The 23,539-nt window shown below is 51.1% G+C and carries 17 protein-coding genes; 9 read left to right on the plus strand and 8 right to left on the minus strand.

The window, feature by feature from the left end:
- Nucleotides 1–239 precede the first annotated feature (239 nt).
- From focA to pflA, 3 genes are all read left to right on the plus strand, one after another.
- Nucleotides 240–1,097, plus strand: coding sequence for a formate transporter FocA (gene focA / locus DDT52_RS13420; protein ID WP_109055533.1), 858 nt, complete (start codon nt 240–242; stop codon nt 1,095–1,097).
- Nucleotides 1,098–1,161: 64 nt separating this feature from the next.
- Nucleotides 1,162–3,444, plus strand: coding sequence for a formate C-acetyltransferase (gene pflB / locus DDT52_RS13425; protein WP_136156795.1), 2,283 nt, complete (start codon nt 1,162–1,164; stop codon nt 3,442–3,444).
- 349 nt (nt 3,445–3,793) lie between these two features.
- Nucleotides 3,794–4,534 carry a pyruvate formate lyase 1-activating protein gene (gene pflA, locus DDT52_RS13430; RefSeq protein WP_136156796.1) on the plus strand — a complete coding sequence of 247 codons (741 nt, stop codon included), beginning with the start codon at nt 3,794–3,796 and terminating at the stop codon, nt 4,532–4,534.
- A 106-nt stretch (nt 4,535–4,640) separates the two neighbouring features.
- Here pflA and DDT52_RS13435 read toward each other — a convergent pair whose 3' ends face one another.
- The 6 genes from DDT52_RS13435 to lrp all read right to left on the minus strand — a co-directional run bounded on the left by DDT52_RS13435 (nt 4,641) and on the right by lrp (nt 13,640).
- Entirely contained in the window at nt 4,641–5,792 is a 1,152-nt protein-coding gene (locus DDT52_RS13435; protein WP_136156797.1) for an MFS transporter, read from the minus strand.
- A gap of 319 nt (nt 5,793–6,111) precedes the next feature.
- A complete protein-coding gene (serS, locus tag DDT52_RS13440) occupies nt 6,112–7,407 on the minus strand; it encodes a serine--tRNA ligase (protein WP_136156798.1) in 1,296 nt (431 codons plus the stop codon).
- 106 nt (nt 7,408–7,513) lie between these two features.
- Nucleotides 7,514–8,857, minus strand: a complete 1,344-nt coding sequence (locus tag DDT52_RS13445; RefSeq protein WP_136156799.1) for a replication-associated recombination protein A — start codon at nt 8,855–8,857, stop codon at nt 7,514–7,516.
- A 7-nt stretch (nt 8,858–8,864) separates the two neighbouring features.
- The gene (gene lolA, locus DDT52_RS13450; RefSeq protein ID WP_136156871.1) at nt 8,865–9,476 is read right to left on the minus strand and encodes an outer membrane lipoprotein periplasmic chaperone LolA; all 612 of its coding nucleotides are present in this window, start codon (nt 9,474–9,476) and stop codon (nt 8,865–8,867) included.
- Nucleotides 9,477–9,648: 172 nt separating this feature from the next.
- A complete protein-coding gene (locus DDT52_RS13455) occupies nt 9,649–13,029 on the minus strand; it encodes a DNA translocase FtsK 4TM domain-containing protein (RefSeq protein WP_136156800.1) in 3,381 nt (1,126 codons plus the stop codon).
- Between the two features lie 116 nt (nt 13,030–13,145).
- On the minus strand, nt 13,146–13,640 hold the full coding sequence (gene lrp / locus DDT52_RS13460; RefSeq protein WP_109055526.1) for a leucine-responsive transcriptional regulator Lrp: 495 nt from the start codon (nt 13,638–13,640) through the stop codon (nt 13,146–13,148).
- A 526-nt stretch (nt 13,641–14,166) separates the two neighbouring features.
- Between lrp and trxB the strand changes: the two genes are divergently transcribed.
- The 5 genes from trxB to infA all read left to right on the plus strand — a co-directional run bounded on the left by trxB (nt 14,167) and on the right by infA (nt 19,980).
- Nucleotides 14,167–15,129, plus strand: a complete 963-nt coding sequence (gene trxB / locus DDT52_RS13465) for a thioredoxin-disulfide reductase (protein ID WP_136156801.1) — start codon at nt 14,167–14,169, stop codon at nt 15,127–15,129.
- A gap of 241 nt (nt 15,130–15,370) precedes the next feature.
- Nucleotides 15,371–17,137 carry a heme ABC transporter permease/ATP-binding protein CydD gene (gene cydD, locus DDT52_RS13470; protein ID WP_136156802.1) on the plus strand — a complete coding sequence of 589 codons (1,767 nt, stop codon included), beginning with the start codon at nt 15,371–15,373 and terminating at the stop codon, nt 17,135–17,137.
- A gap of 1 nt (nt 17,138) precedes the next feature.
- Nucleotides 17,139–18,905, plus strand: coding sequence for a heme ABC transporter ATP-binding protein/permease CydC (gene cydC / locus DDT52_RS13475; protein WP_136156803.1), 1,767 nt, complete (start codon nt 17,139–17,141; stop codon nt 18,903–18,905).
- Between the two features lie 35 nt (nt 18,906–18,940).
- The gene (gene aat, locus DDT52_RS13480) at nt 18,941–19,645 is read left to right on the plus strand and encodes a leucyl/phenylalanyl-tRNA--protein transferase (RefSeq protein ID WP_136156804.1); all 705 of its coding nucleotides are present in this window, start codon (nt 18,941–18,943) and stop codon (nt 19,643–19,645) included.
- A 116-nt stretch (nt 19,646–19,761) separates the two neighbouring features.
- A complete protein-coding gene (gene infA, locus DDT52_RS13485) occupies nt 19,762–19,980 on the plus strand; it encodes a translation initiation factor IF-1 (protein WP_002211347.1) in 219 nt (72 codons plus the stop codon).
- A 293-nt stretch (nt 19,981–20,273) separates the two neighbouring features.
- On the opposite strand, the gene clpA is transcribed toward infA, so the two are convergent.
- Nucleotides 20,274–22,553 carry an ATP-dependent Clp protease ATP-binding subunit ClpA gene (clpA, locus tag DDT52_RS13490; protein WP_136156805.1) on the minus strand — a complete coding sequence of 760 codons (2,280 nt, stop codon included), beginning with the start codon at nt 22,551–22,553 and terminating at the stop codon, nt 20,274–20,276.
- Between the two features lie 29 nt (nt 22,554–22,582).
- Nucleotides 22,583–22,903: an ATP-dependent Clp protease adapter ClpS gene (gene clpS, locus DDT52_RS13495; protein ID WP_136156806.1), complete on the minus strand. Its 321-nt coding sequence runs from the start codon at nt 22,901–22,903 to the stop codon at nt 22,583–22,585.
- A gap of 343 nt (nt 22,904–23,246) precedes the next feature.
- On the opposite strand from clpS, the gene cspD reads away from it, so the two are divergent.
- The gene (cspD, locus tag DDT52_RS13505) at nt 23,247–23,468 is read left to right on the plus strand and encodes a cold shock-like protein CspD (RefSeq protein WP_109055519.1); all 222 of its coding nucleotides are present in this window, start codon (nt 23,247–23,249) and stop codon (nt 23,466–23,468) included.
- Nucleotides 23,469–23,539: the final 71 nt, after the last annotated feature.

Genomic DNA, 23,539 nt, shown 5'->3' on the forward strand with positions numbered 1-23,539 from the left:
ATACACAAAACATTATTTTCATTAACGCTAAATCGGGTGCTAATCCCCTTTAGCTTCAAATCTTTTTGTAAAGTTTAAAATATTTTTTCTTGTTAAAAATCAATGCATTATTCGATAAAAAACCCTTTCCTGACGCACTGGAGCACCGACCAGTTTAGCGCAACATGATCCACGTCAATTTTTGCCGTATACTGCTTTGTTAGTATCTCAACGCTGATAATTTTTAAGAGAGAGTTAGTGTGAAAGCTGACAACCCCTTTACGCTATTACTACCGGCCGCAATGGCAAAAGTCGCCGAAGATGCCGGTGTCTATAAAGCAACGAAGCATCCGTGGACAACCTTTTATTTAGCAATTACTGCGGGCGTTTTTATTTCGATTGCCTTTGTCTTTTATATTACCTCTACTACCGGTACGGCGACGATACCTTTTGGCATCGCCAAATTGATCGGTGGTATTTGTTTCTCTCTGGGGTTAATGCTGGTCGTCGTTTGTGGCGCAGACTTATTCACTTCTACCGTACTGATCGTCATTGCCAAAGCCAGTGGACGTATCACCTGGAAGCAACTAGCCTGTAATTGGATCAATGTCTATATCGGTAACCTGTTTGGCGCACTGTTTTTTGTTGCTCTGATCTGGTTCTCTGGCGAACATATGGTCTCTAATGGCGCATGGGGGCTCAACGTCCTGCAAACGGCGGAACACAAGCTTGAGCACACATTTGTCGAAGCGCTGTGTCTGGGGATTCTGGCAAACCTGATGGTCTGTCTGGCCGTGTGGATGAGCTATTCCGGTCGCACCCTTACCGACAAAATGTTTGCGATGATTTTACCAGTCGCCATGTTTGTCGCCAGTGGTTTTGAGCACAGTATCGCGAATATGTTCATGATTCCCATGGGGATCGTAATCAAAAACTTCGCAGCACCAGAATTCTGGCATGCCATCGGCATGGTGCCATCTCAGTTTGAGCATTTAACCGTCAGCCATTTCATTACCGCTAATCTGATCCCTGTAACCATTGGGAACATCATCGGTGGTGGTTTACTGGTAGGATTAACATACTGGGTAATTTATTTGCGCGGTGAAGACAAGCACTAAGGTGCTATTGACCGCAACACGCAACATCGGGTTCTAAGAAATCCATATCAAAGGTAGGTGTAAAATGACCGAGCTGAATGAAAAATTGGCCAACGCATGGCAAGGTTTTAGCAAAGGTGAATGGCAGGATGGAGTTAACGTTCGTGACTTCATTCAGAAAAACTACACGCCGTATGAAGGTGATGAGTCTTTCCTGGCTGGCGCCACCAAAGCGACTTCTTCGCTGTGGGACAGCGTTATGGAAGGAGTCAAACAGGAAAACCGTACCCACGCGCCTGTTGATTTTGATACCAACGTTGCTGCAACCATCGTTTCCCACGATGCCGGCTACATCAACAAAAGCCTGGAAAAAATTGTTGGTTTACAAACTGATGCTCCGCTGAAACGCGCGCTGATCCCATTCGGCGGCATCAAAATGGTTGAAGGTTCCTGTAAGGTTTATGGCCGTGAACTGGATCCTCAACTGAAAAAAATCTTCACCGAATACCGTAAAACGCACAACCAGGGTGTTTTTGATGTTTATACCCCTGACATCCTGCGTTGTCGTAAATCAGGTATTCTGACTGGTCTTCCTGATGCCTATGGCCGTGGCCGTATCATTGGTGACTACCGTCGCGTAGCGCTGTACGGTATCGACTACCTGATGAAAGACAAGTTCGCTCAGTTCACTTCTCTGCAATCCAAACTGGAAAACGGTGAAGATCTGGAAGCGACCATTCGTCTGCGTGAAGAAATTGCCGATCAGCATCATGCGCTGAACCAAATCAAAGAAATGGCCGCCAAATACGGTTGTGACATTTCTGGCCCGGCAACGACTGCGCAAGAAGCGGTACAGTGGACCTACTTCGGCTATCTGGCCGCGGTTAAATCTCAGAACGGTGCGGCGATGTCCTTCGGTCGCGTATCCACCTTCCTGGATATCTACTTCGAACGCGATCTGAAAGCTGGCAAGATCACTGAAGAAGTGGCTCAGGAACTGATTGACCACCTGGTCATGAAACTGCGTATGGTTCGTTTCCTGCGTACGCCTGAATATGATGAACTGTTCTCTGGCGATCCGATTTGGGCAACCGAATCTCTGGCCGGTATGGGTCTTGATGGCCGTACGCTGGTCACCAAAAACAGCTTCCGTTTCCTGAACACCCTGTACACGATGGGGCCGTCTCCGGAACCGAACATGACCATTCTGTGGTCTGAAAAACTGCCGTTGAGCTTTAAAAAATACGCAGCTAAAGTGTCCATCGATACTTCTTCTCTGCAATACGAGAATGATGATCTGATGCGCCCTGACTTCAACAATGATGACTATGCCATTGCTTGTTGCGTAAGCCCAATGGTCGTTGGTAAGCAAATGCAGTTCTTCGGCGCCCGCGCCAACCTGGCGAAAACCATGCTGTATGCTATCAACGGCGGCGTGGACGAAAAAATGAAAATGCAGGTTGGCCCGAAATCTGAACCGATCAAAGGCGATTTGCTGAACTATGACGAAGTGATGGAGCGTATGGATCACTTCATGGATTGGCTGGCTAAACAGTATGTCACCGCGCTGAACATCATCCACTACATGCATGATAAGTACAGCTACGAAGCATCACTGATGGCTCTGCACGATCGTGATGTATTCCGTACGATGGCATGTGGTATCGCCGGTCTGTCTGTTGCTGCCGACTCCTTGTCCGCCATCAAGTACGCCAAAGTTAAACCAATCCGTGACGAAGACGGTCTGGCGATTGACTTTGATATCGAAGGTGAATATCCGCAGTTCGGTAACAACGATGCTCGCGTCGATGAACTGGCTTGCGATCTGGTTGAACGTTTCATGAAGAAAATTCAGAAACTGAATACCTACCGCGGTGCGACGCCAACTCAGTCTGTTCTGACCATCACTTCCAACGTGGTATATGGTAAGAAAACAGGTAACACCCCTGACGGACGTCGTGCTGGCGCGCCATTCGGCCCAGGTGCCAACCCGATGCACGGTCGTGACCAGAAAGGTGCGGTTGCTTCACTGACATCCGTTGCCAAACTGCCGTTTGCCTACGCGAAGGATGGTATTTCCTATACCTTCTCAATCGTGCCAAACGCACTGGGTAAAGATGATGATGTTCGTAAAGCCAACCTGGCTGGGCTGATGGATGGTTACTTCCACCATGAAGCCAGCATCGAAGGCGGTCAGCATCTGAACGTTAACGTGATGAACCGTGAAATGCTGCTTGATGCCATGGAAAACCCGGAAAAATATCCGCAGTTGACTATCCGCGTATCTGGTTATGCAGTGCGTTTCAACTCACTGACTAAAGAACAGCAGCAAGACGTGATTACTCGTACCTTCACGCAGTCAATGTAAGTTTCCCTGACTGTCTGAAAGGGCGTAAAATAAAGGCTCCACGACTGTGGGGCCTTTTTCTCACCTTTCAGATCGTGACCTAAAACGAATCAACCGGTAGCAACCATAGCGTAACGATAACCACAGTATGCAGACTGCCTCGTTAACTCTATAATATTAAACCTGTTTTGCCAGCCCGCTACGTGTCCTGTCACAGCAATGGTGTGGATGGCTGGCAAAACAGATTCGACGCAGCATCAGGCCAATGGGCGTGCGCTGTCAGGCTTACTGGCAGGATAGCCGTCTAACGACTTATGACTGCGCTCATAAAGACCGCTATTGATCGGTCAAACTTGGAGAAAACCTCGCAATGTCAACAATCGGTCGCATCCACTCTTTTGAATCCTGCGGTACCGTTGATGGTCCCGGAATTCGCTTCATTGTGTTCTTTCAAGGCTGCCTGATGCGTTGCCTGTATTGTCACAATCGGGATACCTGGGATACGCACGGCGGCAAAGAAATTACTGTCGAAGAGTTGATGAAAGAGGTCGTGACCTATCGGCATTTTATGAATGCATCAGGCGGCGGTGTAACGGCTTCAGGCGGGGAAGCGATTCTACAAGCGGAGTTCGTGCGCGACTGGTTCCGGGCCTGCCGGGAAGAAGGCATTAATACCTGTCTGGATACGAATGGCTTTGTACGTCGTTATGAGCCGGTTATTGATGAGTTGCTGGACGTTAGCGATCTTGTCATGCTCGATCTGAAACAGATGAACGACGATATTCACCAGAATCTGGTGGGCGTATCAAATCATCGGACGCTGGACTTCGCCCGTTATCTGGCAAAACGTAATCAGCGTACCTGGATCCGCTATGTTGTTGTTCCGGGCTGGTCTGACGATGACAAATCTGCCCATATGCTGGGTGAATTCACAAAAGATATGTCCAATATCGAAAAAATCGAATTACTGCCCTATCACGAACTCGGCAAGCATAAATGGATAGCCATGGGCGAAGAGTACAAACTGGACGGCGTCAAACCGCCCAAAGCTGATACGATGGAACGCGTCAAAGCGATTTTAGAAGGCTACGGACATAAGGTCATGTACTGATGCGATAATGGTGTCGCCATCCCTTTCAGAAGGCTGGATCTCCTCCACATCGCCCCGGAACCGTTCAAACTGGCCAGCGCTCTCTGGCCAGTTTGAAATAACAGACTCAGGCAGCGGCCAGCGGCGTCGGGTGGTGATCCGCTTTTTTAAGCAACATGACCAGATAACACACCGCCACCATGGCAATCAGCACAAACAGCAACCGGTCGGAATACGTTTGCATCAACACTGCCGCAAGACTTGGACCGCACAGACTACCAAGGGTATAACTCAGCAATAATGCCTGATTCATTGCCACCAGTTCGTCTGGGTGGACCTTCTCGCACGCCCACGACATGGCCACCGGGTAAAGCGTGAACCCGGCGCATCCAAGCATGAACAGCGCTGGCGCCATGGCATAGTGGCTAATACTCAGCATCGCAAGACAGCCAATAATCACCACAAAGACCAATACCCGCAGTACCAACAGGCGGCCATATCGATCGGCCATTCGTCCGACGGGCCATTGACCCGCGATACCCGCGCTAATCAACAATGCCATCCAATAACCGACCTGCGCATCACTCATCCCCTGATGCGAAAGATAGAGCGGCATTAAGCCGTACAGCGATCCCAAAATCACCCCGGAAATCACACAGCCGTGCACACCCAGTCTGGCGCTTCGATATTTGAGCATCTGCCACACATTCACGCGACGCCCCTGGGTGGAGGGCCCCGGAATTCGGGTGAACAACAAGGGCAATATCGCCAGAATAATTAACGCGGTAACCCAGGGCAACACACTCAACAGCTGCGTCGGTAAAGCACCGAGCAGCAGTTGTCCAATCACGCTGCCAAGGTAATAGGCCATCATGTAGGCGGCCAATAGTTGTCCGCGCTGGGAAGGGGTACCGCTGCAAAGCAGTGCGCTTTCAACCACGACCCATATCAGAGCGCATCCTATCCCGGCCAGGAAACGCCAGAATAGCCAACTCCAGAAATCAACAGAAATACCCAACCCGATAGCGGCGATACCAAACAACAAGGCGGCAAAATAATAACTACGATTAAAACCATAACGTCGGATTAGCTTACCCGCTAATAATGTCCCCACCAGATTACCGGTGAAATAAGACGAACCAACCATACCCACCTGCCAGACAGGGATATGTTGATAATTAAGCCAAAGTGGTACCAGCGTATTCAGTACAGCAATACAAACCGTCAGCAGCAAAAGACCGCAGAGCAAAAAGCGCACTGGGTGAGAGTAAGCAGGCATAATGAAGTGGATAACCAGACAACCAAGAGAAAAGTGAGCGCATCATGCCACTACCTATTTAAAAGTCAATCCGGACAAAATGAGAAAAACAGACGGTATAATCACATTGATTTAAATAATTAATCAATAACACGACGGTGCTGTCCACTTGTCCATAAAGGGTATTTATATAATTATGATTTTAAATACATTTGGCGGCTAAAATAAAACGCAGGCCACCTGACGAAGCAGAAAAATAACTTTCTCGATTAAAAAATATCGCCGAGCCATAGCATAAAAAAAGCGCCATAAAGGCGCTTTTTTAATAGAACAATATAAATCAGCCAATAAATTCCAGACCGCCCATATAAGGACGCAATACTTCAGGAATTTCAATTCGCCCATCGGCCTGCTGATAATTCTCAAGTACGGCAACCAGTGTGCGGCCTACCGCCAGCCCTGAACCATTCAGGGTATGCACCAGACGTGTTTTCTTGTCGCTCTTGCTACGGCAACGCGCCTGCATGCGGCGAGCCTGAAAATCCCACATATTGGAACAGGAAGAAATCTCACGATATGTATCCTGCGCCGGCAACCAGACTTCCAGGTCATAAGTTTTGCTGGAGCCAAATCCCATGTCTCCGGTGCACAGCAATACTTTGCGGTACGGCAATTTCAACAACTGCAATACGGTTTCTGCATGGGTGGTTAATTCTTCCAGCGCCTGCATGGAATCTTCTGGACGAACAATCTGTACCAGTTCAACTTTGTCAAACTGGTGCATACGGATCAAACCACGGGTGTCGCGGCCATAAGAACCGGCTTCCGAGCGAAAACATGGCGTATGTGCCGTCATTTTCAGGGGTAATGATTCTTCTTCCAGAATTTCGTCACGAACCAGATTAGTCAGCGGAACTTCTGCCGTAGGGATCAGCGCATAGTTGCTGGTATCCGCTTCTTCGCTTAACGGTTTGGTATGAAACAGGTCTTCGCCAAATTTTGGCAACTGCCCCGTGCCATACAGCGTCGCATGATTGACCAGGTAAGGCACATATGCCTCCTGATACCCGTGCTGCTGAGTGTGCAGATCCAGCATAAACTGAGAGAGCGCACGATGCAGGCGGGCAACCGGTCCTTTCATCACCACAAAACGAGCGCCGGTTAATTTTACACCGGCGGCAAAATCCACCCCATCGGCCATCTCTCCGAGTTCCACATGATCGCGTACAGGGAAATCGAACTTACGGGGCTCGCCCCAACGGCTGATTTCTTTGTTATCGAGCTCATCTTTACCCAGGGGCACCGAGTCATCCGGCATATTAGGAATCGTCAACGCCAACTCACGGATTTCATTCTGTAGTTGGTCCAGCTCTGTTTTAGCCGCATCCAACTTCTCACCCAACTCGTTAACTTCGCGACGCAATGGTTCAATATCTTCACCACGCGCTTTCGCTGCACCAATCTCTTTCGATCGGGAATTACGCTGAGCCTGCAAATTTTCAGTTTCTACCTGTAGAACTTTGCGGCGTTCTTCCTGCTTACGCAGGGTATCCACATCCAGTTTAAAGCCTCTGCGAGCCAGTAGCTTTTCGGCGACTGCGTCTAGCTCATTACGCAGTAAATTGGGATCGAGCATGCTAATCCTGTGCTTATGATTATCAAATGAAATGTTATCGAATCCGGCAAATCATATCTCGCCGGATTGCAGAAAATGTCCTGTTAACCTTACCGCAACGCTTAGTTCAGCGGTAGCGTTTTGTCGGGCTATTTTGATCCTGAGCGGCAAGCCAGGCGAGCTTTTCACCAATTTTACCTTCAAGACCACGCGATGACGGGGTGTAATAGCGGGTTTCCGCCATTTCCGGCGGGAAATAGCTCTCTCCGGCAGCATAAGCGTTAGGTTCATCATGGGCATAGCGATACTCCGCACCCAACCCCATATCCTTCATCAGACGCGTGGGGGCATTACGCAAATGCTCGGGAACATCATAATCCGGCTTTTCACTGGCATCATGCATAGCGGCTTTGAAAGCAGTGTAAACCGCATTACTTTTCGGCGCACACGCCAGATAAACGATGGCCTGTGCAATGGCTCTCTCTCCCTCTGCCGGTCCTACGCGGGTAAAACAATCCCATGCGGCAATCGCCACCTGCATTCCGCGAGGATCGGCATTCCCGACATCCTCGGAGGCAATCGCCAATAGACGACGGGCCACATACAACGGATCGCCACCGGCCGTAATAATACGCGCATACCAATACAAAGCGGCATCCGGCGCCGATCCCCTGACCGATTTATGCAAAGCGGAAATCAGATCGTAATAACGATCGCCTTTATTATCAAAGCGGGCGCTGCGTTCGCCAGAGACTTCTTTAAGCAATGCTGGGGTTAACGTGCGGATGCCTTGTGCATCCACCTCCGCCATATCCGCCATCATTTCCAGACTGTTCAGCGCCCTTCTGGCATCACCGTTGACCAGTTCAGCCAGCAAACGGCGAGTTTCATCCGGTAGCACAATATTCTGTCCACCATATCCTCGTTCACCGTCCGCCATCGCCTGCTGCAATACCTGCTCAATATCTTCCGCCGTCAGCGCCTTCAGCAAATATACGCGGGCGCGTGATAACAGTGCGGAATTGAGTTCGAAAGACGGATTTTCAGTCGTCGCACCAATGAACGTGATGGTGCCATCTTCAATATGCGGCAGAAAAGCATCCTGCTGACTCTTATTGAATCGATGAACCTCATCAACAAACAGAATCGTCCGGCGTCCGGCATTGCGATTCTGTCGCGCCCGTTCAATCGCTTCACGAATTTCTTTGATACCGGATGTCACTGCCGAGATCCGCTCAACATCGGCCTGTCCATAATGACCGATTAATTCTGCCAGCGTGGTTTTCCCCGTACCTGGCGGTCCCCATAGAATCATTGAGTGGAGTTGGCCCGCTTCAATCGCCCGTGGCAAAGGTTTACCGGCGCCGAGCAAATGTTGTTGGCCTATATACTGACCCAATGTCGCTGGCCGCATACGTGCGGCCAGCGGCTGGAATGCATTGTGGGAAAAATCCAGTGACAGATTACTCACTCAGACCTCACTGACGCTGATCGTCCAGCGTCACACCTTTCGGTGGAGTAAAAGTAAATTTCGCTGAATCAACCGCGCTATTTTGCTGATTTTTCAGCACGTAAGTACTGCGCTGTCCATCCTGTTCCGTCGCAGTGAATGTCTTGATCGTTCCGCCAGGCGTCACGCTGATTGAGAACTGTTTCAGGTTCCCGCTGGCGGACTTCGGCGTCAATTCGAAATCGTCCCCTTTCTGCTGCACCTGATACTGACTCCAATCGCGGGCATCATTGCGGGTAATCAGCATAAATGGCGTATTCCCTGTCGCATCCTTCAACCAGGTTGCCGTGACTTGTTCAACAAAGGGGTTGTAAAACCACAACGTTTTGCCATCAGAAACCAGTACGCTTTCATCCGGAGAAGTCGTCTGCCAGTTAAACAAATTGGGACGTTTCAGCCACAGCTCGCCCTCACCTTCCTGAACGGCGGCACCATCCGCACTGGTCACCGTTTGGCTGAAGCTGGCGTGAAAACTGTTTACTTTATTAAGTCGGCTTTGCAAATCCCCGGCCGCATCGGCATAGACTGCTGCCGAGGTCATACCTGACACCAGGCAACCGGCGACTAACCATTTCTTCATCATACAAAATCCTTCGAATTCTCTGATATCACGAGTCACCATGGTGAAGCATCAGACTCGTCGTGTGGTCAATATTTTAGCTGAAGCGACTCGGGCTGTAATAGGTGAATTGTCTGCTAATTGCGGCTTTTACGCTTCTTTGCATAAGGGCTGCAAACGCAGCCCTTATTCTTTACTCCATTGACGGGGGAGCCAGCACTTCACGGTTACCGTTATGGCCCGGTGAGCTTACAATCCCTTGCGCCTCCATCTGTTCGACGATCCGTGCGGCACGGTTATAACCTATGCGGAACTGTCGCTGTACACCGGAGATAGACGCTCTGCGTTTCTCAACCACAAACGCAACCGCCTGATCAAACAAGGGATCGAGTTCCTCATCCCCATCCAGACCAAAGCCGCCGCCTTCACCCTCATCACCGCCGCTGACGATATTATCAATATATTGGGGCCGTCCGCGGGCTTTCCAATCCTGAACCACCGCATGCACTTCCTGATCGCGGACAAAAGCACCGTGAACGCGTACGGGTATTGATGAGTTAGGCGCCATGTAAAGCATATCTCCCATCCCCAGCAAGGATTCTGCGCCGCCCTGATCGAGAATGGTACGCGAGTCAATTTTACTTGATACGGTAAAGGCGATACGCGTCGGGATGTTGGCCTTGATAAGACCGGTAATGACATCAACCGAAGGACGCTGTGTCGCCAGCACCAGATGAATACCGGCCGCGCGGGCTTTCTGCGCCAGTCTGGCAATCAATTCTTCAACTTTCTTGCCAACCGCCATCATCAGGTCGGCGAACTCATCGACCATCACCACGATATACGGCAGTTTTTCCAGTACGGGCGGCGTCATATCCATGCTATCGCCAGGCTTCCAGAAAGGATCGGGGATCGGACGTCCCATCGCATCCGCTTCTTTAACCCGCTCGTTATAACCGGACAGGTTACGTACCCCCAGCGCCGACATCAGTTTGTAGCGACGTTCCATTTCCCCCACGCACCAACGCAATGCGTTAGCGGCGTCTTTCATATCCGTCACAACTTCCGTCAGCAAATGCGGGATGCCTTCGTAAACAGAAAGCTCCAGCATTTTCGGGTCGATCATAATAAAGCGCACATCTTCCGGCGTCGCTTTGTACAGCATACTGAGAATCATCGCGTTAACGCCGACCGACTTACCGGAACCGGTCGTGCCGGCAACCAGCAAATGCGGCATTTTCGCGAGATCGGCCACCACCGGCTCCCCGGCAATATCCTTGCCCAACACGATCGTCAGCGGTGACGGATTATCACGGAAGCGGGCACAATCCAGGACTTCTCTCAGATAGACCGTTTGGCGATGCTGGTTCGGCAATTCCAGCCCTACAAAAGTTTTTCCTGGAATCACTTCGACAATACGCACCGCGACCACAGATAAGGAACGCGCCAGATCCCGGGACAAATTTGAGATTCGCGCCGCTTTCACGCCTGGCGCCAGATCCAGTTCGTACCGGGTAATCACCGGCCCAGGATAATGATCGACAACATCTGCTTTTACCCGGAAATCCGCCAGCCGGGCCTCAATCAAGCGAGCGGTTTGCTCAAGCGCAAAATTGTCTACCGGCGCTTCGCTGGCTGGCGGAGGCGTCAATAAATCCAACGTCGGCAACGGTGTCGTCGGCTTTTGCAACGGTTGATCGTTACGCATCAGGAAAGGATGAATCAGGCTATCCATGATGGACTGGCGAGGCGTTTGTTCTTCCTGTGGCTCATCCGTAGCTGGATATGACTCCGCACTGCCGCCGGCTACAGCATTATCATCCTCGACGGATGGCTCACCCACATGCGGTTGGGCTGAAGGCGTGAATAACGGCTCGCTCGGCGTATCGTCAACCAGATCCGCATACGGCGAGAATCCGAATTCACGACGCTCGGTCGATAACGCCGCCAGCACACGCTCATCCAATACCGGCCCTTGATGCTGAGCGGCATGCCCTTCATCGATATCCTTGTTATCCGCCTCCTGCGCATAGGATGAACGTTCATCTACAGCATGCCCGTCTGCATGACCATAACGGCTCTGCTGCCGATCGGCGAAATCTTTCGCCAATTGCGCCTGTAGCAAGGCGTCTTCATTATCTTCCCGCTGGGTATAATCTTCACCATAACGTTGACGCTGCTGTTCGATATATTGCTGCTGCAATGCCGCTTCCTGCTGAGCGATATCGTCCTGCTCATCCGCTCCCCCGCTGCCGGCCGGTGTAACGTCTTCCCATTCATGCTGGGGTTGAGCCTGCTTCGCCTGCTCTTCCGCCAATCGCTGTGACGGCAATTTGATGCCATAGGAGGCCAGTTCACGACGAGTCGGAATACGTACCGGATTTGGACGGGGCAGCTCCGGACCGGCGCCTTGTTTCACCTGCGGATTGTCATCATCGCCGCCCGTTGCGGTGAAAGCAGGCATAAAGGTATTGTTTGTCTTATATGCGGCGCTTCCTGCCGCCACAACGGCTTCGGCTTGCGCCAGGTTCGGCCTCTGTTCGACAGGCGGTATTGCCAGTGGCGAAGTGATCGGCGGTACATCCTTACTACCGTACGGCGCATACGCATCGGCACGGCCATGATGATCCTCCGCAGAAGAAGGCAATTCAAACGAATACAGCGGCGGGTTCATCGAAGGATCGGTGTCAATCTTTTGCGGTGACGCGAATTGCTGATCCGCGGGTTGCCCCGGCGTCATTGCCGCTGGCTCAACAGATGCCTGAGGCTCTGAAACCGGCGCATCAGCATTCAAATCCGCAGCGGCGATGTCGGACTCATTATTCTGCGTGGATGCAGCCGTCAGCGTGTCAGCAACAGAAGGGGCGGAGAAAAGCACATCATCATCGGACGGAGAATCAGCCTGTTCGACCGATTCTGTCTCTGGCGAAGATTCAAGCACATCATCGTCATCACGGCGCGAACGGTTAGACATAAAGGTCAAACATCCCAGCACGCCCGCCCCTATTTTTTCCGCAATCGTCAGCCATGACCAGCCGGTAAACAGCGTCAGCCCAGCGGCCCAGACGCACAAAAGAATCAAGGTCGCGCCCATACTGTTAAAACGGGGAACCATGGAGCTACTCAGCAAGCTTCCCAATACGCCGCCGGAAGCAAAATAGTAAAGATCGTCAACATTCAGCGCGGCCAAACCGCAAGACGTAAGAATCAGCGCCAATGTACCAATCAGGCGCAGGGAAAAAGTGAAGTAATCGACGGAATTCTGGTTATCGCGCTGACGGAACGCCGCCCAGCACAGGCATAACATGATAGGCGGAATGGCATAAGCCAACACACCAAAAATAAAAAACAGGGTATCCGCCATCCAGGCACCCGCCACCCCGCCAAGATTGTGAATGGGCTCATGCCATGCAGTCTGTGACCAACTGGGATCGGAAGGGCTGAAGCTGAGTAATGCGACACCAAGATAAACGGCAAAAAGCGCCACTACGATTAAAATCGCTTCAAGCAAACGTCGGGTACCGCTGAGTTTTTTCAGGGTAATATCTTTATCTTCTGTATATTCCTGGCTCAAGCGTCTCTCCAGGGGCCTGTAAAGGTTTATGACAAAGCGCCGAGAAAACCCCGGCGCTGGAACTGTATAAATTCACAGGAGTGTAGCTGAATTTATCGGGTTTTGCACCCATTGCATTATCGTGTCTTAATGACCAACCGATTGCTCTGTTTAACTTCTTCCATCACCACATAGGTACGCGTATCGTTCACCCCCGGCAGGCGCAGCAGCGTCTCACCCAACAGTTTACGATAAGCGGACATATCCGGCACACGTGTTTTCAGCAGATAGTCAAAGTCGCCGGAAACCAGATGACACTCCTGAATTTCCTCCAGCCTTTGCACTGCTGAATTGAACTGTTCAAACACATCCGGCGCACCGCGGTTCAGCGTTATTTCAACGAACACCAGCAGCGAAGCATCCAGATAATGTGGATTCAGCAGCGCGGTATAGCCGTTAATAAACCCTTGTCTTTCCAGCCGGCGCACGCGCTCCAGGCAAGGCGTCGGCGACAATCCCACGCGTTTGGAAAGCTCGACATTGGAAATGCGTCCATCTTTTTGTAATTCGTTCAGGATGTTACGATCAATACGATCGAGATCTTTTCCTGGTCGTTTTTTAGTGTCTACCATTATTATTGTCTCTCTTCACTTTTCCCTGCACCTGCTACACTCCGACAGATTTCAATGTATCAGAGCCGCCCTAAAGAAGACCCACTGTCTATTTTGTATATCAAAAGTCATTATCTTTCTGTACTTACCGTCATCGCCCTGTCTGTTTAGTCAATATCAGAACCGACAAGAACGATGTTTCCATGGCGCAAAGACCAGCCGGACAGCACATGAATGAAAAGCCGAGCTTTTAACTGTTCACATACAAAAAATTTCCTCTTACCCAGATGTTTTCGCAAAAGCCCAGCCGATTGTCAAAGCAAAACAACTAAAATCAGAAGAAAGTACCAGATTAAATAAGATAAAACGCGCTTAAGACCTACTTTCAATCATTTTACTTATGAATGTGGTTGTTCTATCAGCAGATTGTGCCCCAATAGCTATCAGCGATTAAACAAATAGCTAACAATTTTTCCTCATACTTTTTTTACTCTGGTAATTTCCTTACAATCACTGCCATTGTCCGTCATCGTGAAATGAGGAACTCATGAGTACCGTTAAACACCACAAGCTATTGATTCTGGGTTCAGGCCCGGCTGGATACACTGCCGCGGTTTATGCTGCACGGGCTAATCTCAACCCGGTATTGATCACCGGTATGGAAAAAGGCGGTCAGTTGACGACCACGACCGAAGTGGAGAACTGGCCCGGTGACGCAGACGATTTAACCGGTCCGCTGCTGATGGAGCGTATGCACGCCCACGCTGAAAAATTCAATACTGAGATTGTATTCGATCACATCCAGCGCGTTGATTTGCAAACGCGTCCGTTTCGTTTATTCGGCGATAGCGACGAGTACACCTGTGATGCGCTGATCATCGCAACGGGTGCATCAGCACGCTATTTAGGTCTTCCTTCCGAAGAGGCGTTCAAAGGCAAAGGCGTTTCTGCCTGCGCGACGTGTGACGGATTCTTCTACCGTGGTCAGAAAGTGGCGGTTGTTGGCGGAGGGAACACGGCCGTTGAGGAAGCGCTCTATTTATCCAACATTGCGGCAGAAGTGCATGTGGTTCACCGCCGCGACAGTTTCCGTTCAGAAAAAATCCTGATTGACCGACTGATGGATAAAGTAAAAAACGGCAATATCGTTCTTCATACCAACCGCACGCTGGATGAAGTTCTCGGTGACAATATGGGCGTTACCGGTGTGCGCTTACGCGATACGAACAGCGGCACGACAGAAGATCTGGAATTGGCCGGCGTCTTTATTGCCATCGGCCACAGCCCCAACACCGCGATATTCGGCGGCCAGCTTGAACTGGAGAACGGCTACATCAAAGTACAGTCAGGAATTCACGGCAATGCGACCCAGACCAGCATTCCCGGCGTCTTCGCCGCAGGCGATGTGATGGACCACATCTATCGTCAGGCCATTACTTCTGCTGGCACAGGCTGTATGGCCGCACTGGATGCAGAACGCTATCTGGACGGTTTGAGCGCAGCAAAATAATCCACTCCCCCTGCATCCGGGTCGCGCTTATCTTTCCCGGATGCATTATTCTTTTTTCTCCGCCAATACGCAAAAATTGATCATTCCCCCCATTTCACTCGTCCTTTTGATTTGCAGCCCGTCGTTGTCGAGGTAACATGACCGCATTCTGAGTGTCAGTGGATGAATTTGTTAACTAACGGTTATGTAAACATTATTTTTCCATTACCACTATTTATGCAACACGACGACCTGGTGCCTGATGAAAAAAACCAGACAACAAGAACTGACCCATTGGCTTCGGCAACAAAGCAAACTGGCGCAGCGTTGGTTACGCTTTTCACTTTTACTCGGTTTTTTGAGTGGCGCATTAATCGTGGTGCAAGCATGGCTGCTGGCTACGTTGCTCCAGGCCTTGATTATTGAGCACACGCCTCGCGAATCACTGCTTATTTATTTTTTACTACTCGGTGCAACCTTTTTACTACGCGCCCTCAACAACCTGTTGCGTGAACGCGTCGGTTTTATATGCGGACAAGCGGTACGACAGCAAATCCGCAAGTTGGTGTTGGATAGATTGCAACAGTTAGGCCCCGCCTGGGTGCAGGGAAAGCCGGCGGGAAGCTGGGCCACCATGATTCTGGAACAGGTGGAAGATATGCAGGATTACTATTCCCGTTATCTTCCACAAATGTATCTGGCCGCCTTGATTCCGGTGCTTATTCTGATCGCCATTTTCCCCATCAACTGGGCCGCCGGCCTGATTTTGCTGCTCACCGCACCGTTGATTCCTTTATTTATGGCATTGGTGGGTATGGGCGCGGCCGATGCCAACCGACGTAATTTCCAGGCTCTGGCTCGGTTGAGCGGTCATTTCCTTGACCGTTTGCGTGGGTTGGAAACGCTGCGGTTGTTTAATCGTGGTCGTGCAGAAACCGATCACATCAGTAAAGCCTCTGAAGAATTTCGCAGCCGGACGATGGAAGTCCTGCGCATGGCCTTTCTTTCATCGGGCGTGCTGGAATTTTTTGCCTCTATTTCCATTGCGGTGGTAGCCGTTTATTTTGGTTTCTCTTATCTGGGAGAGCTGAATTTTGGTCACTACGGAGCCGGAGTCACGCTCTTTGCCGGATTTTTAGTGCTGATTCTGGCGCCGGAGTTTTTCCAGCCATTACGCGATCTGGGTACGTACTATCACGCGAAAGCGCAAGCGGTGGGCGCGGCGGAATCACTGGTAACCTTTCTGGCGACGGAAGGAGAAACAGTCGGCTTTGGCGAACAGGAATTCCATAGTCATGGCCCAGTTGAAATTCGCGCTACCGATCTGGTGGTGCTGGCGTCAACCGGCACGCCATTGACTCAACCGCTGACATTTACGGTAAATGCGGGGAAACGTATTGCGTTGGTCGGTATCAGCGGTGCGGGGAAAAGCTCTCTTTTAAATGTATTACTGGGGTTTCTGCCCTATCGCGGCTCGCTCACCGTTAACGGCACAGAATTGAATACCCTGTCTCCGGACTCATGGCGTAAACAGTTAAGCTGGGTCGGACAAAATCCTCATCTGCCTGAGCAGACGCTACGTGCGAATATTCTGCTGGGTAAACCGCAGGCAACCGATGAAGCGCTACAGCAGGCGATTGAACGTGCCTATGTGCACGAATTCCTCCCCCAGTTGCCGCAAGGATTGGAAACCGCAATTGGCGATGGCGCCGCCCGGCTTTCGGTCGGTCAGGCACAGCGTATCGCCGTTGCTCGTGCGCTGCTCAAACCATGCGCCCTGCTGCTGCTTGATGAACCCAGCGCCAGTCTGGACGCCCACAGCGAACGGCGCGTGATGGGCGCCTTAAACGAGGCTTCACGCCACCAGACAACGCTGTTGGTGACCCATCAGTTGCATGACACCATCGATTACGATGCCGTCTGGGTCATGGATGACGGCCGTCTGATTCAGCAGGGAGATTATCTGTCACTCAGTACACAATCCGGCGCCTTTGCCGATCTGATGGCGCAACGACAGGGAGAGCTATGATATGTCCCGTACCTCGATACCGCGAACCACAAGACAGGTTTTAAAACCCTTTCTTACGCTCTACCGTCGACACATCTGGCGATTAAGCCTGGGTATTATTTTGGCCATCGTCACCCTGCTGGCGAGCATCGGTCTGCTCGCCCTATCCGGCTGGTTTTTGGCCGGTGCCGCTTTGGCAGGCGTTGCCGGGCTTTATACGTTCAATTATATGCTGCCGGCGGCTGGCGTCAGAGGCGCGGCGATTACCCGAACGGCGGGACGCTACGCCGAAAGGCTGGTCAGTCACGATGCGACCTTTCGCGTATTACAGCACCTGCGCGTCTTTACTTTTTCTCGCATCCTGCCGCTGTCTCCAGGCGGGATCGCTCAATTCCGTCAGGCTGAATTGTTGAATCGGCTGGTTGCCGATGTCGACACGCTTGATCATTTATACCTGCGCGTCATTTCGCCGCTGGTCAGCGCATTGCTGGTCATTCTCATCGTTACCTACGGACTCAGCTGGCTGGACGTTTCGCTGGCGTTGACGCTATGCGCCATTACGCTGGCGCTGCTGCTGATTCTGCCCGTGGCGTTTTATCAGGCAGGCAAAACCATCGGACAGGATTTAACAACCCTGCGGGCGCAATATCGTATTCAATTGACGACCTGGTTACAGGGTCAGGCTGAACTGACGGTATTTGGCGCCTTATCCCTCTTCCGCCAGCAGTTGGCACGATTAGAAAGCCAATGGTTACGACGTCAGCAGCAGCAGACCAATTTAGCAGGGCTGTCGCAGGCACTTATGATTCTGTGCAGCGGATTGACCGTGACGCTTATTCTCTGGCTTGCGGCTGCCGGCGTGGGTGGCGATACCCAGCCCGGCGCGCTGATCGCGCTGTTTGTTTTTGCCTCGCTGGCCGTTTTTGAAGCGTTAGCCCCGGTTGCAGGCGCTTTTCAGCATATGGGACAGGTTATCGCCTCCGCCACCCGCGTCGATCACATCATTCGTCAGACGCCGATGGTGACATTCCCACCGCAGGGGCCGCCAACCGTTGCCGCGGCGTCCCTTGTTTTACATAACGTCGGCTTTACCTACCCTGGGCAGCCATTGCCTGCCTTACAGGGGATCTCACTGACTATACGCGCAGGCGAACACATTGCCCTGCTTGGCCGTACCGGATGCGGTAAATCCACTCTGCTACAACTCCTCACCCGAGCGTGGGACGGTGGACAGGGTGAAATAGCATTGAACGGTCAGCCTCTTTCTTCCTGGGCGGAAGATGAACTACGCGCCATGATGAGCGTCGTCCCCCAACGTGTCCATATTTTCAGCGCCACGCTGCGCGACAATCTGTTACTTGCCGCGCCAGATGCGAATGACGAACGGCTTGCTGCCGTGTTACAGCAGATCGGCCTGGATAAGCTGCTGGAAAACGAAGGGCTGAATAGTTGGTATGGCGAAGGCGGGCGTCAGCTTTCCGGCGGAGAACAGCGCCGTATCGGACTCGCACGAGCGTTGTTGCACTCCGCGCCGTTGGTGCTTCTGGATGAACCGACGGAAGGTCTGGATGCCGAAACTGAACGGCGTATTTTGCGGTTACTGCGTCAGCATTGTGCCGGGAAAACGCTAATTGTGATTACCCATCGCCTGTATGAACTCGAATCCATGGATCGCATCTGCGTAATGGATGGCGGGCAAATCATTGAAGAAGGCAGTCATCGAACGCTGATGGAGCAGCAAGGCCGTTACTGGCAATTTCGTCAGAACGTCAATGCGCACCAGGCTTAGCAAGACGCCACTTTTTATCTTATACCCGGAATATTATGCGACTGTATCAGCTTTCTCCCGACTCGCTTTACTTTCCCGACCCGTCTAACGCCCTGGATGAACCTAACGGGCTATTGGCTTTTGGCGGCGATCTGTCTCCGGAGCGGCTAAAGAGGGCTTATCGGCAAGGTATTTTTCCCTGGTACTCCCCCGGCGAGCCTATTTTATGGTGGTCCCCAAACCCTCGCGCCGTTTTATTTCCCAATGGATTCCATATCAGCCGCAGTATGAAGAAATTTCTGCGTAATCATGATGTTAAGATCACCATAAATCATGCATTTAATGAAGTTATTACTGCATGCGCCAACGAACATGCGGGTGGAACCTGGATCACAACGGAAATTATCTCGGCTTATCGCGAACTTCATCAGTCTGGACAAGCACATTCCATCGAAGTGTGGCAGAATAGCGCACTTGTTGGTGGGCTATACGGTATTGCGCAAGGCAGTTTATTTTGCGGCGAGTCGATGTTCAGTCGGACAGATAACGCCTCCAAGTATGCTTTGCTGACATTTCAGCAACATTTTATTCATCATGGCGGCTCGCTGATTGATTGTCAGGTACTGAATTCACATACTGCCTCGCTGGGCGTTTGTGAAATACCCCGCGAACGCTTTTTGCAATTTCTTTTTCAACTGCGGGATACCCCTGTAGATGACCGTTGTTGGTTGCCACAAACGCTGGCTGAACCGACACCGTAGGATTGATGCGTCGTTCGTAAATAATACTCAGTTTATGAACGCTTCTTTACATAATGTGGGTTTTTCGGCATTATCTTGCCGGTTAAAAACAAAGGTAGTTAGACCTAGAGGATTCGATGGCCAAAGAAGACAATATTGAAATGCAAGGCACCGTGCTTGATACGCTGCCCAATACCATGTTCCGCGTTGAATTGGAAAACGGGCACGTGGTTACCGCTCATATCTCCGGTAAAATGCGTAAAAACTATATCCGCATCCTGACGGGTGACAAAGTCACTGTAGAGCTGACCCCGTACGACCTGAGCAAAGGCCGCATTGTCTTCCGCAGCCGTTAACCGGTTCGCCCATCGCTGACGTACAGCGATCTCCGAGGATGTTCCATCTCCGCAGCCCTTTCCGTTATCGGCAAGGGTTGTTGCGTTTGTGGGCGACTTATTAATAAAAATCGGGAATAAAACCAACCGGGCTTATACCTTGATATTGTCACCGATTCATTCATCGCCATATAAAAAAACGCCCTAGCGACGGCCCGCAGGGTGGCGGGCAGAACCGCCCGCCATAAAAAAGGTGACGCGTCAGCATCACCTTTTTAAGTACGACGGATGGTGTCAGCTCACACCATTATGGATTAATGAACCGCTCCTTCGTCCGCTTTACGTTTCTGCGCACTCAGGAAACCATAAGTTAACTGCTGAGTCGCCTTATCCAGTTCTACCTTGACGGAACCGCCGTCAACTAATGAACCAAACAGCAGTTCGTTGGCCAACGGTTTTTTCAGGTTTTCCTGCATAACGCGAGCCATCGGACGAGCCCCCATGGCTTTGTCGTAGCCTTTCTCCGCCAGCCAGTCGCGAGCTTCATCACTGACTTCCAGTGAAACGCCCTTCGCATCCAACTGTGCCTGTAACTCAACAATGAATTTATCCACCACCTGCTGAATAACTTCAGGAGACAGATGGTTGAACCAGATAATGCCATCAAGACGGTTACGGAATTCCGGCGTAAACACTTTCTTGATCTCTTCCATCGCATCGCTGCTGTTATCCTGATGGATAATCCCGATGGATTTACGCTGAGTTTCCCGTACGCCGGCATTGGTGGTCATCACCACGATAACATTGCGGAAGTCGGCCTTGCGTCCGTTATTGTCCGTCAACGTGCCGTTATCCATCACCTGCAACAACAGATTAAACACGTCTGGATGCGCTTTTTCGATTTCATCAAGCAGCAGCACCGAATGCGGATGTTTAATCACCGCGTCCGTCAGCAGACCGCCCTGATCGTAACCAACGTATCCCGGAGGCGCGCCAATCAGACGGCTGACGGTGTGGCGTTCCATATATTCAGACATGTCAAAACGCAGCAGTTCAATATCCAACGCTTTGGCCAACTGCAAGGTCACTTCCGTTTTACCCACGCCTGTCGGCCCGGCAAACAGGAAAGAACCAACCGGTTTACGCTCATGCCCCAATCCTGCCCGGCTCATCTTGATGGATTCAGACAGCGCTTCAATGGCTTTATCCTGGCCGAATACCAGCATTTTCAGGCGATCGCTCAGATTTTTCAGCACATCGCGATCGCTGGCGGATACGGTTTTTTCCGGAATACGGGCAATACGCGCGACCACAGATTCGATATCCGCCACATTGACCGTTTTCTTGCGTTTGCTGATCGGCATCAGGCGACTGCGGGCCCCCGCTTCGTCGATGACATCAATCGCCTTGTCGGGCAAATGACGATCGTTGATGTATTTCACCGCCAGTTCGACTGCCGCGCGCACCGCTTTCGCCGTGTAACGCACGTCGTGGTGAGCTTCATATTTCGGTTTCAGCCCGTTAATAATCTGTACGGTTTCTTCCACGCTGGGTTCAGTGATATCAATTTTCTGGAAACGCCGCGCCAGCGCTCTGTCCTTTTCAAAAATATTGCTGAATTCCTGATAGGTCGTAGAACCGATAACCCGAATCTTACCGCTGGAGAGCAGTGGTTTTATCAGGTTTGCCGCATCGACCTGACCACCCGACGCCGCGCCTGCGCCGATGATGGTATGGATTTCGTCAATAAACAGAATACTGCTTTGATCCTGTTCCAGCTGTTTCAGCAACGCTTTGAAACGTTTTTCAAAATCACCGCGGTATTTCGTCCCTGCCAGCAGAGAACCAATGTCGAGAGAATAAAGCGTGGCATCGGCCATGACTTCAGGGACATCGCCCTGCACGATCCGCCATGCCAGACCTTCCGCAATCGCCGTTTTCCCCACGCCGGATTCGCCCACCAACAGCGGGTTATTCTTGCGGCGGCGGCAAAGCACCTGAATGGTTCTCTCCAGTTCCCGTTCCCGGCCAATAAGGGGATCGATACCGCCAACGCGGGCAAGCTGATTCAGATTGGTGGTGAAGTTTTCCATACGGTCTTCCCCTCCGGCCTGTTCTTCATTGACAGGGTTTTCCGGGGTAGGTGCCTGCCCGGATTCTTCTTTACGCGTCCCGTGTGAAATAAAGTTCACTACGTCGAGACGGCTGACATCATGTTTGCGCAACAGATAGGCGGCCTGCGACTCCTGCTCGCTGAAAATGGCAACCAGCACATTCGCCCCGGACACTTCACTGCGCCCTGATGATTGGACGTGGAAGACCGCGCGCTGCAACACACGTTGGAAGCTGAGCGTCGGTTGCGTTTCACGCTCTTCGTCGCTCTGCGGTAATGTAGGCGTGGTCTGTTCGATAAACGCTTCAAGCTCCTGGCGCAAGGCGGCCAGATCTACCGTACAGGCTTCCAATGCTTCACGCGCGGCCGGATTACTGAGCAGAGCCAATAGCAAATGCTCCACGGTCATAAACTCATGTCGGTGCTCACGCGCTCTGGCGAAAGCCATATTGAGACTGAGCTCCAGTTCTTGATTGAGCATAGGCACCTCCCCCAATAAATTGCCTGACTTCAGGCTTTTTCCAGCGTACAGAGCAACGGGTGCTCATTTTCTCTGGCATAACGATTTACTTGTACAACTTTAGTCTCGGCCACTTCAGCGCTGAATACACCACAAATCGCCTTTCCCTGATAATGAACAGTCAGCATCAGTTGCGTTGCACGTTCAATATCATAAGAAAAGAACTTTTGCAGAACGTCAATAACAAATTCCATCGGTGTATAATCATCGTTGTTTAACAGCACTTTATACATCGATGGAGGCTGTAGTTTTTCTTTGTGTTGGTCGGCAGTCTGCTGTTCCGACTGTGACCACGTTCCGTTGTTTCCCATTCTCTGCCCAATGTCATCTCAATATCATTACCCTGTATTTACAGTAGCACGTATGGTTTTTATTTTTCCATCCAGGTAATGAAATGGTGGTCGGAAAGCCAAAATTCAATCTCTGTTATCTCGCGAATTTTCTGCGCCCCCTTGAACCATCGCCACCAATAGCGTTACCTGCATCAAACTTTGAAAAACTCCCCCCGCCCCTCAAATGCGGATCGCTTGACGCCGGGATCGATTTCACTAAAGTGTACTGTTGAATTGACGAGGTTTTAATCAATTCGTATTCACTTTAACCAAATAACCTCACCTTACTTATAAAGAACACTCTTGCGAAGGATGTCGATGCATGGAGACAGGTACTGTTAAATGGTTCAATAATGCCAAAGGTTTTGGCTTTATCTGTCCTGAAGGCGGCGGCGAAGATATTTTCGCTCACTACTCAACTATTCAAATGGACGGATATCGAACGCTAAAAGCCGGGCAGGTTGTCAGATTTGATGTTCACCAAGGACCAAAAGGTAATCATGCCAGTCTGATTGTACCCCTGGTGAGCGAAGCTGTTTCCTGACCCTCACCGTCTTACCCCTCAACAAATAGTGGACATTAGCCGGGTAAGACAAAAATGCTGGCCTGCAAGCG

This window comes from Brenneria roseae subsp. roseae (assembly GCF_003115845.1).
Lineage (GTDB): Bacteria > Pseudomonadota > Gammaproteobacteria > Enterobacterales > Enterobacteriaceae > Brenneria > Brenneria roseae.

What these genes read in the sequence shown, in the direction of transcription:
- pflB (WP_136156795.1), top strand. Translation starts at nt 1,162, where the DNA reads ATGACCGAGCTGAATGAAAAATTGGCCAACGCATGGCAAGGTTTTAGC.
- pflA (WP_136156796.1), top strand. Translation starts at nt 3,794, where the DNA reads ATGTCAACAATCGGTCGCATCCACTCTTTTGAATCCTGCGGTACCGTT.
- DDT52_RS13435 (WP_136156797.1), bottom strand. Translation starts at nt 5,792, where the DNA reads ATGCCTGCTTACTCTCACCCAGTGCGCTTTTTGCTCTGCGGTCTTTTG.
- serS (WP_136156798.1), bottom strand. Translation starts at nt 7,407, where the DNA reads ATGCTCGATCCCAATTTACTGCGTAATGAGCTAGACGCAGTCGCCGAA.
- lolA (WP_136156871.1), bottom strand. Translation starts at nt 9,476, where the DNA reads ATGAAGAAATGGTTAGTCGCCGGTTGCCTGGTGTCAGGTATGACCTCG.
- lrp (WP_109055526.1), bottom strand. Translation starts at nt 13,640, where the DNA reads ATGGTAGACACTAAAAAACGACCAGGAAAAGATCTCGATCGTATTGAT.
- trxB (WP_136156801.1), top strand. Translation starts at nt 14,167, where the DNA reads ATGAGTACCGTTAAACACCACAAGCTATTGATTCTGGGTTCAGGCCCG.
- cydD (WP_136156802.1), top strand. Translation starts at nt 15,371, where the DNA reads ATGAAAAAAACCAGACAACAAGAACTGACCCATTGGCTTCGGCAACAA.
- cydC (WP_136156803.1), top strand. Translation starts at nt 17,139, where the DNA reads ATGTCCCGTACCTCGATACCGCGAACCACAAGACAGGTTTTAAAACCC.
- aat (WP_136156804.1), top strand. Translation starts at nt 18,941, where the DNA reads ATGCGACTGTATCAGCTTTCTCCCGACTCGCTTTACTTTCCCGACCCG.
- infA (WP_002211347.1), top strand. Translation starts at nt 19,762, where the DNA reads ATGGCCAAAGAAGACAATATTGAAATGCAAGGCACCGTGCTTGATACG.
- clpA (WP_136156805.1), bottom strand. Translation starts at nt 22,553, where the DNA reads ATGCTCAATCAAGAACTGGAGCTCAGTCTCAATATGGCTTTCGCCAGA.
- clpS (WP_136156806.1), bottom strand. Translation starts at nt 22,903, where the DNA reads ATGGGAAACAACGGAACGTGGTCACAGTCGGAACAGCAGACTGCCGAC.
- cspD (WP_109055519.1), top strand. Translation starts at nt 23,247, where the DNA reads ATGGAGACAGGTACTGTTAAATGGTTCAATAATGCCAAAGGTTTTGGC.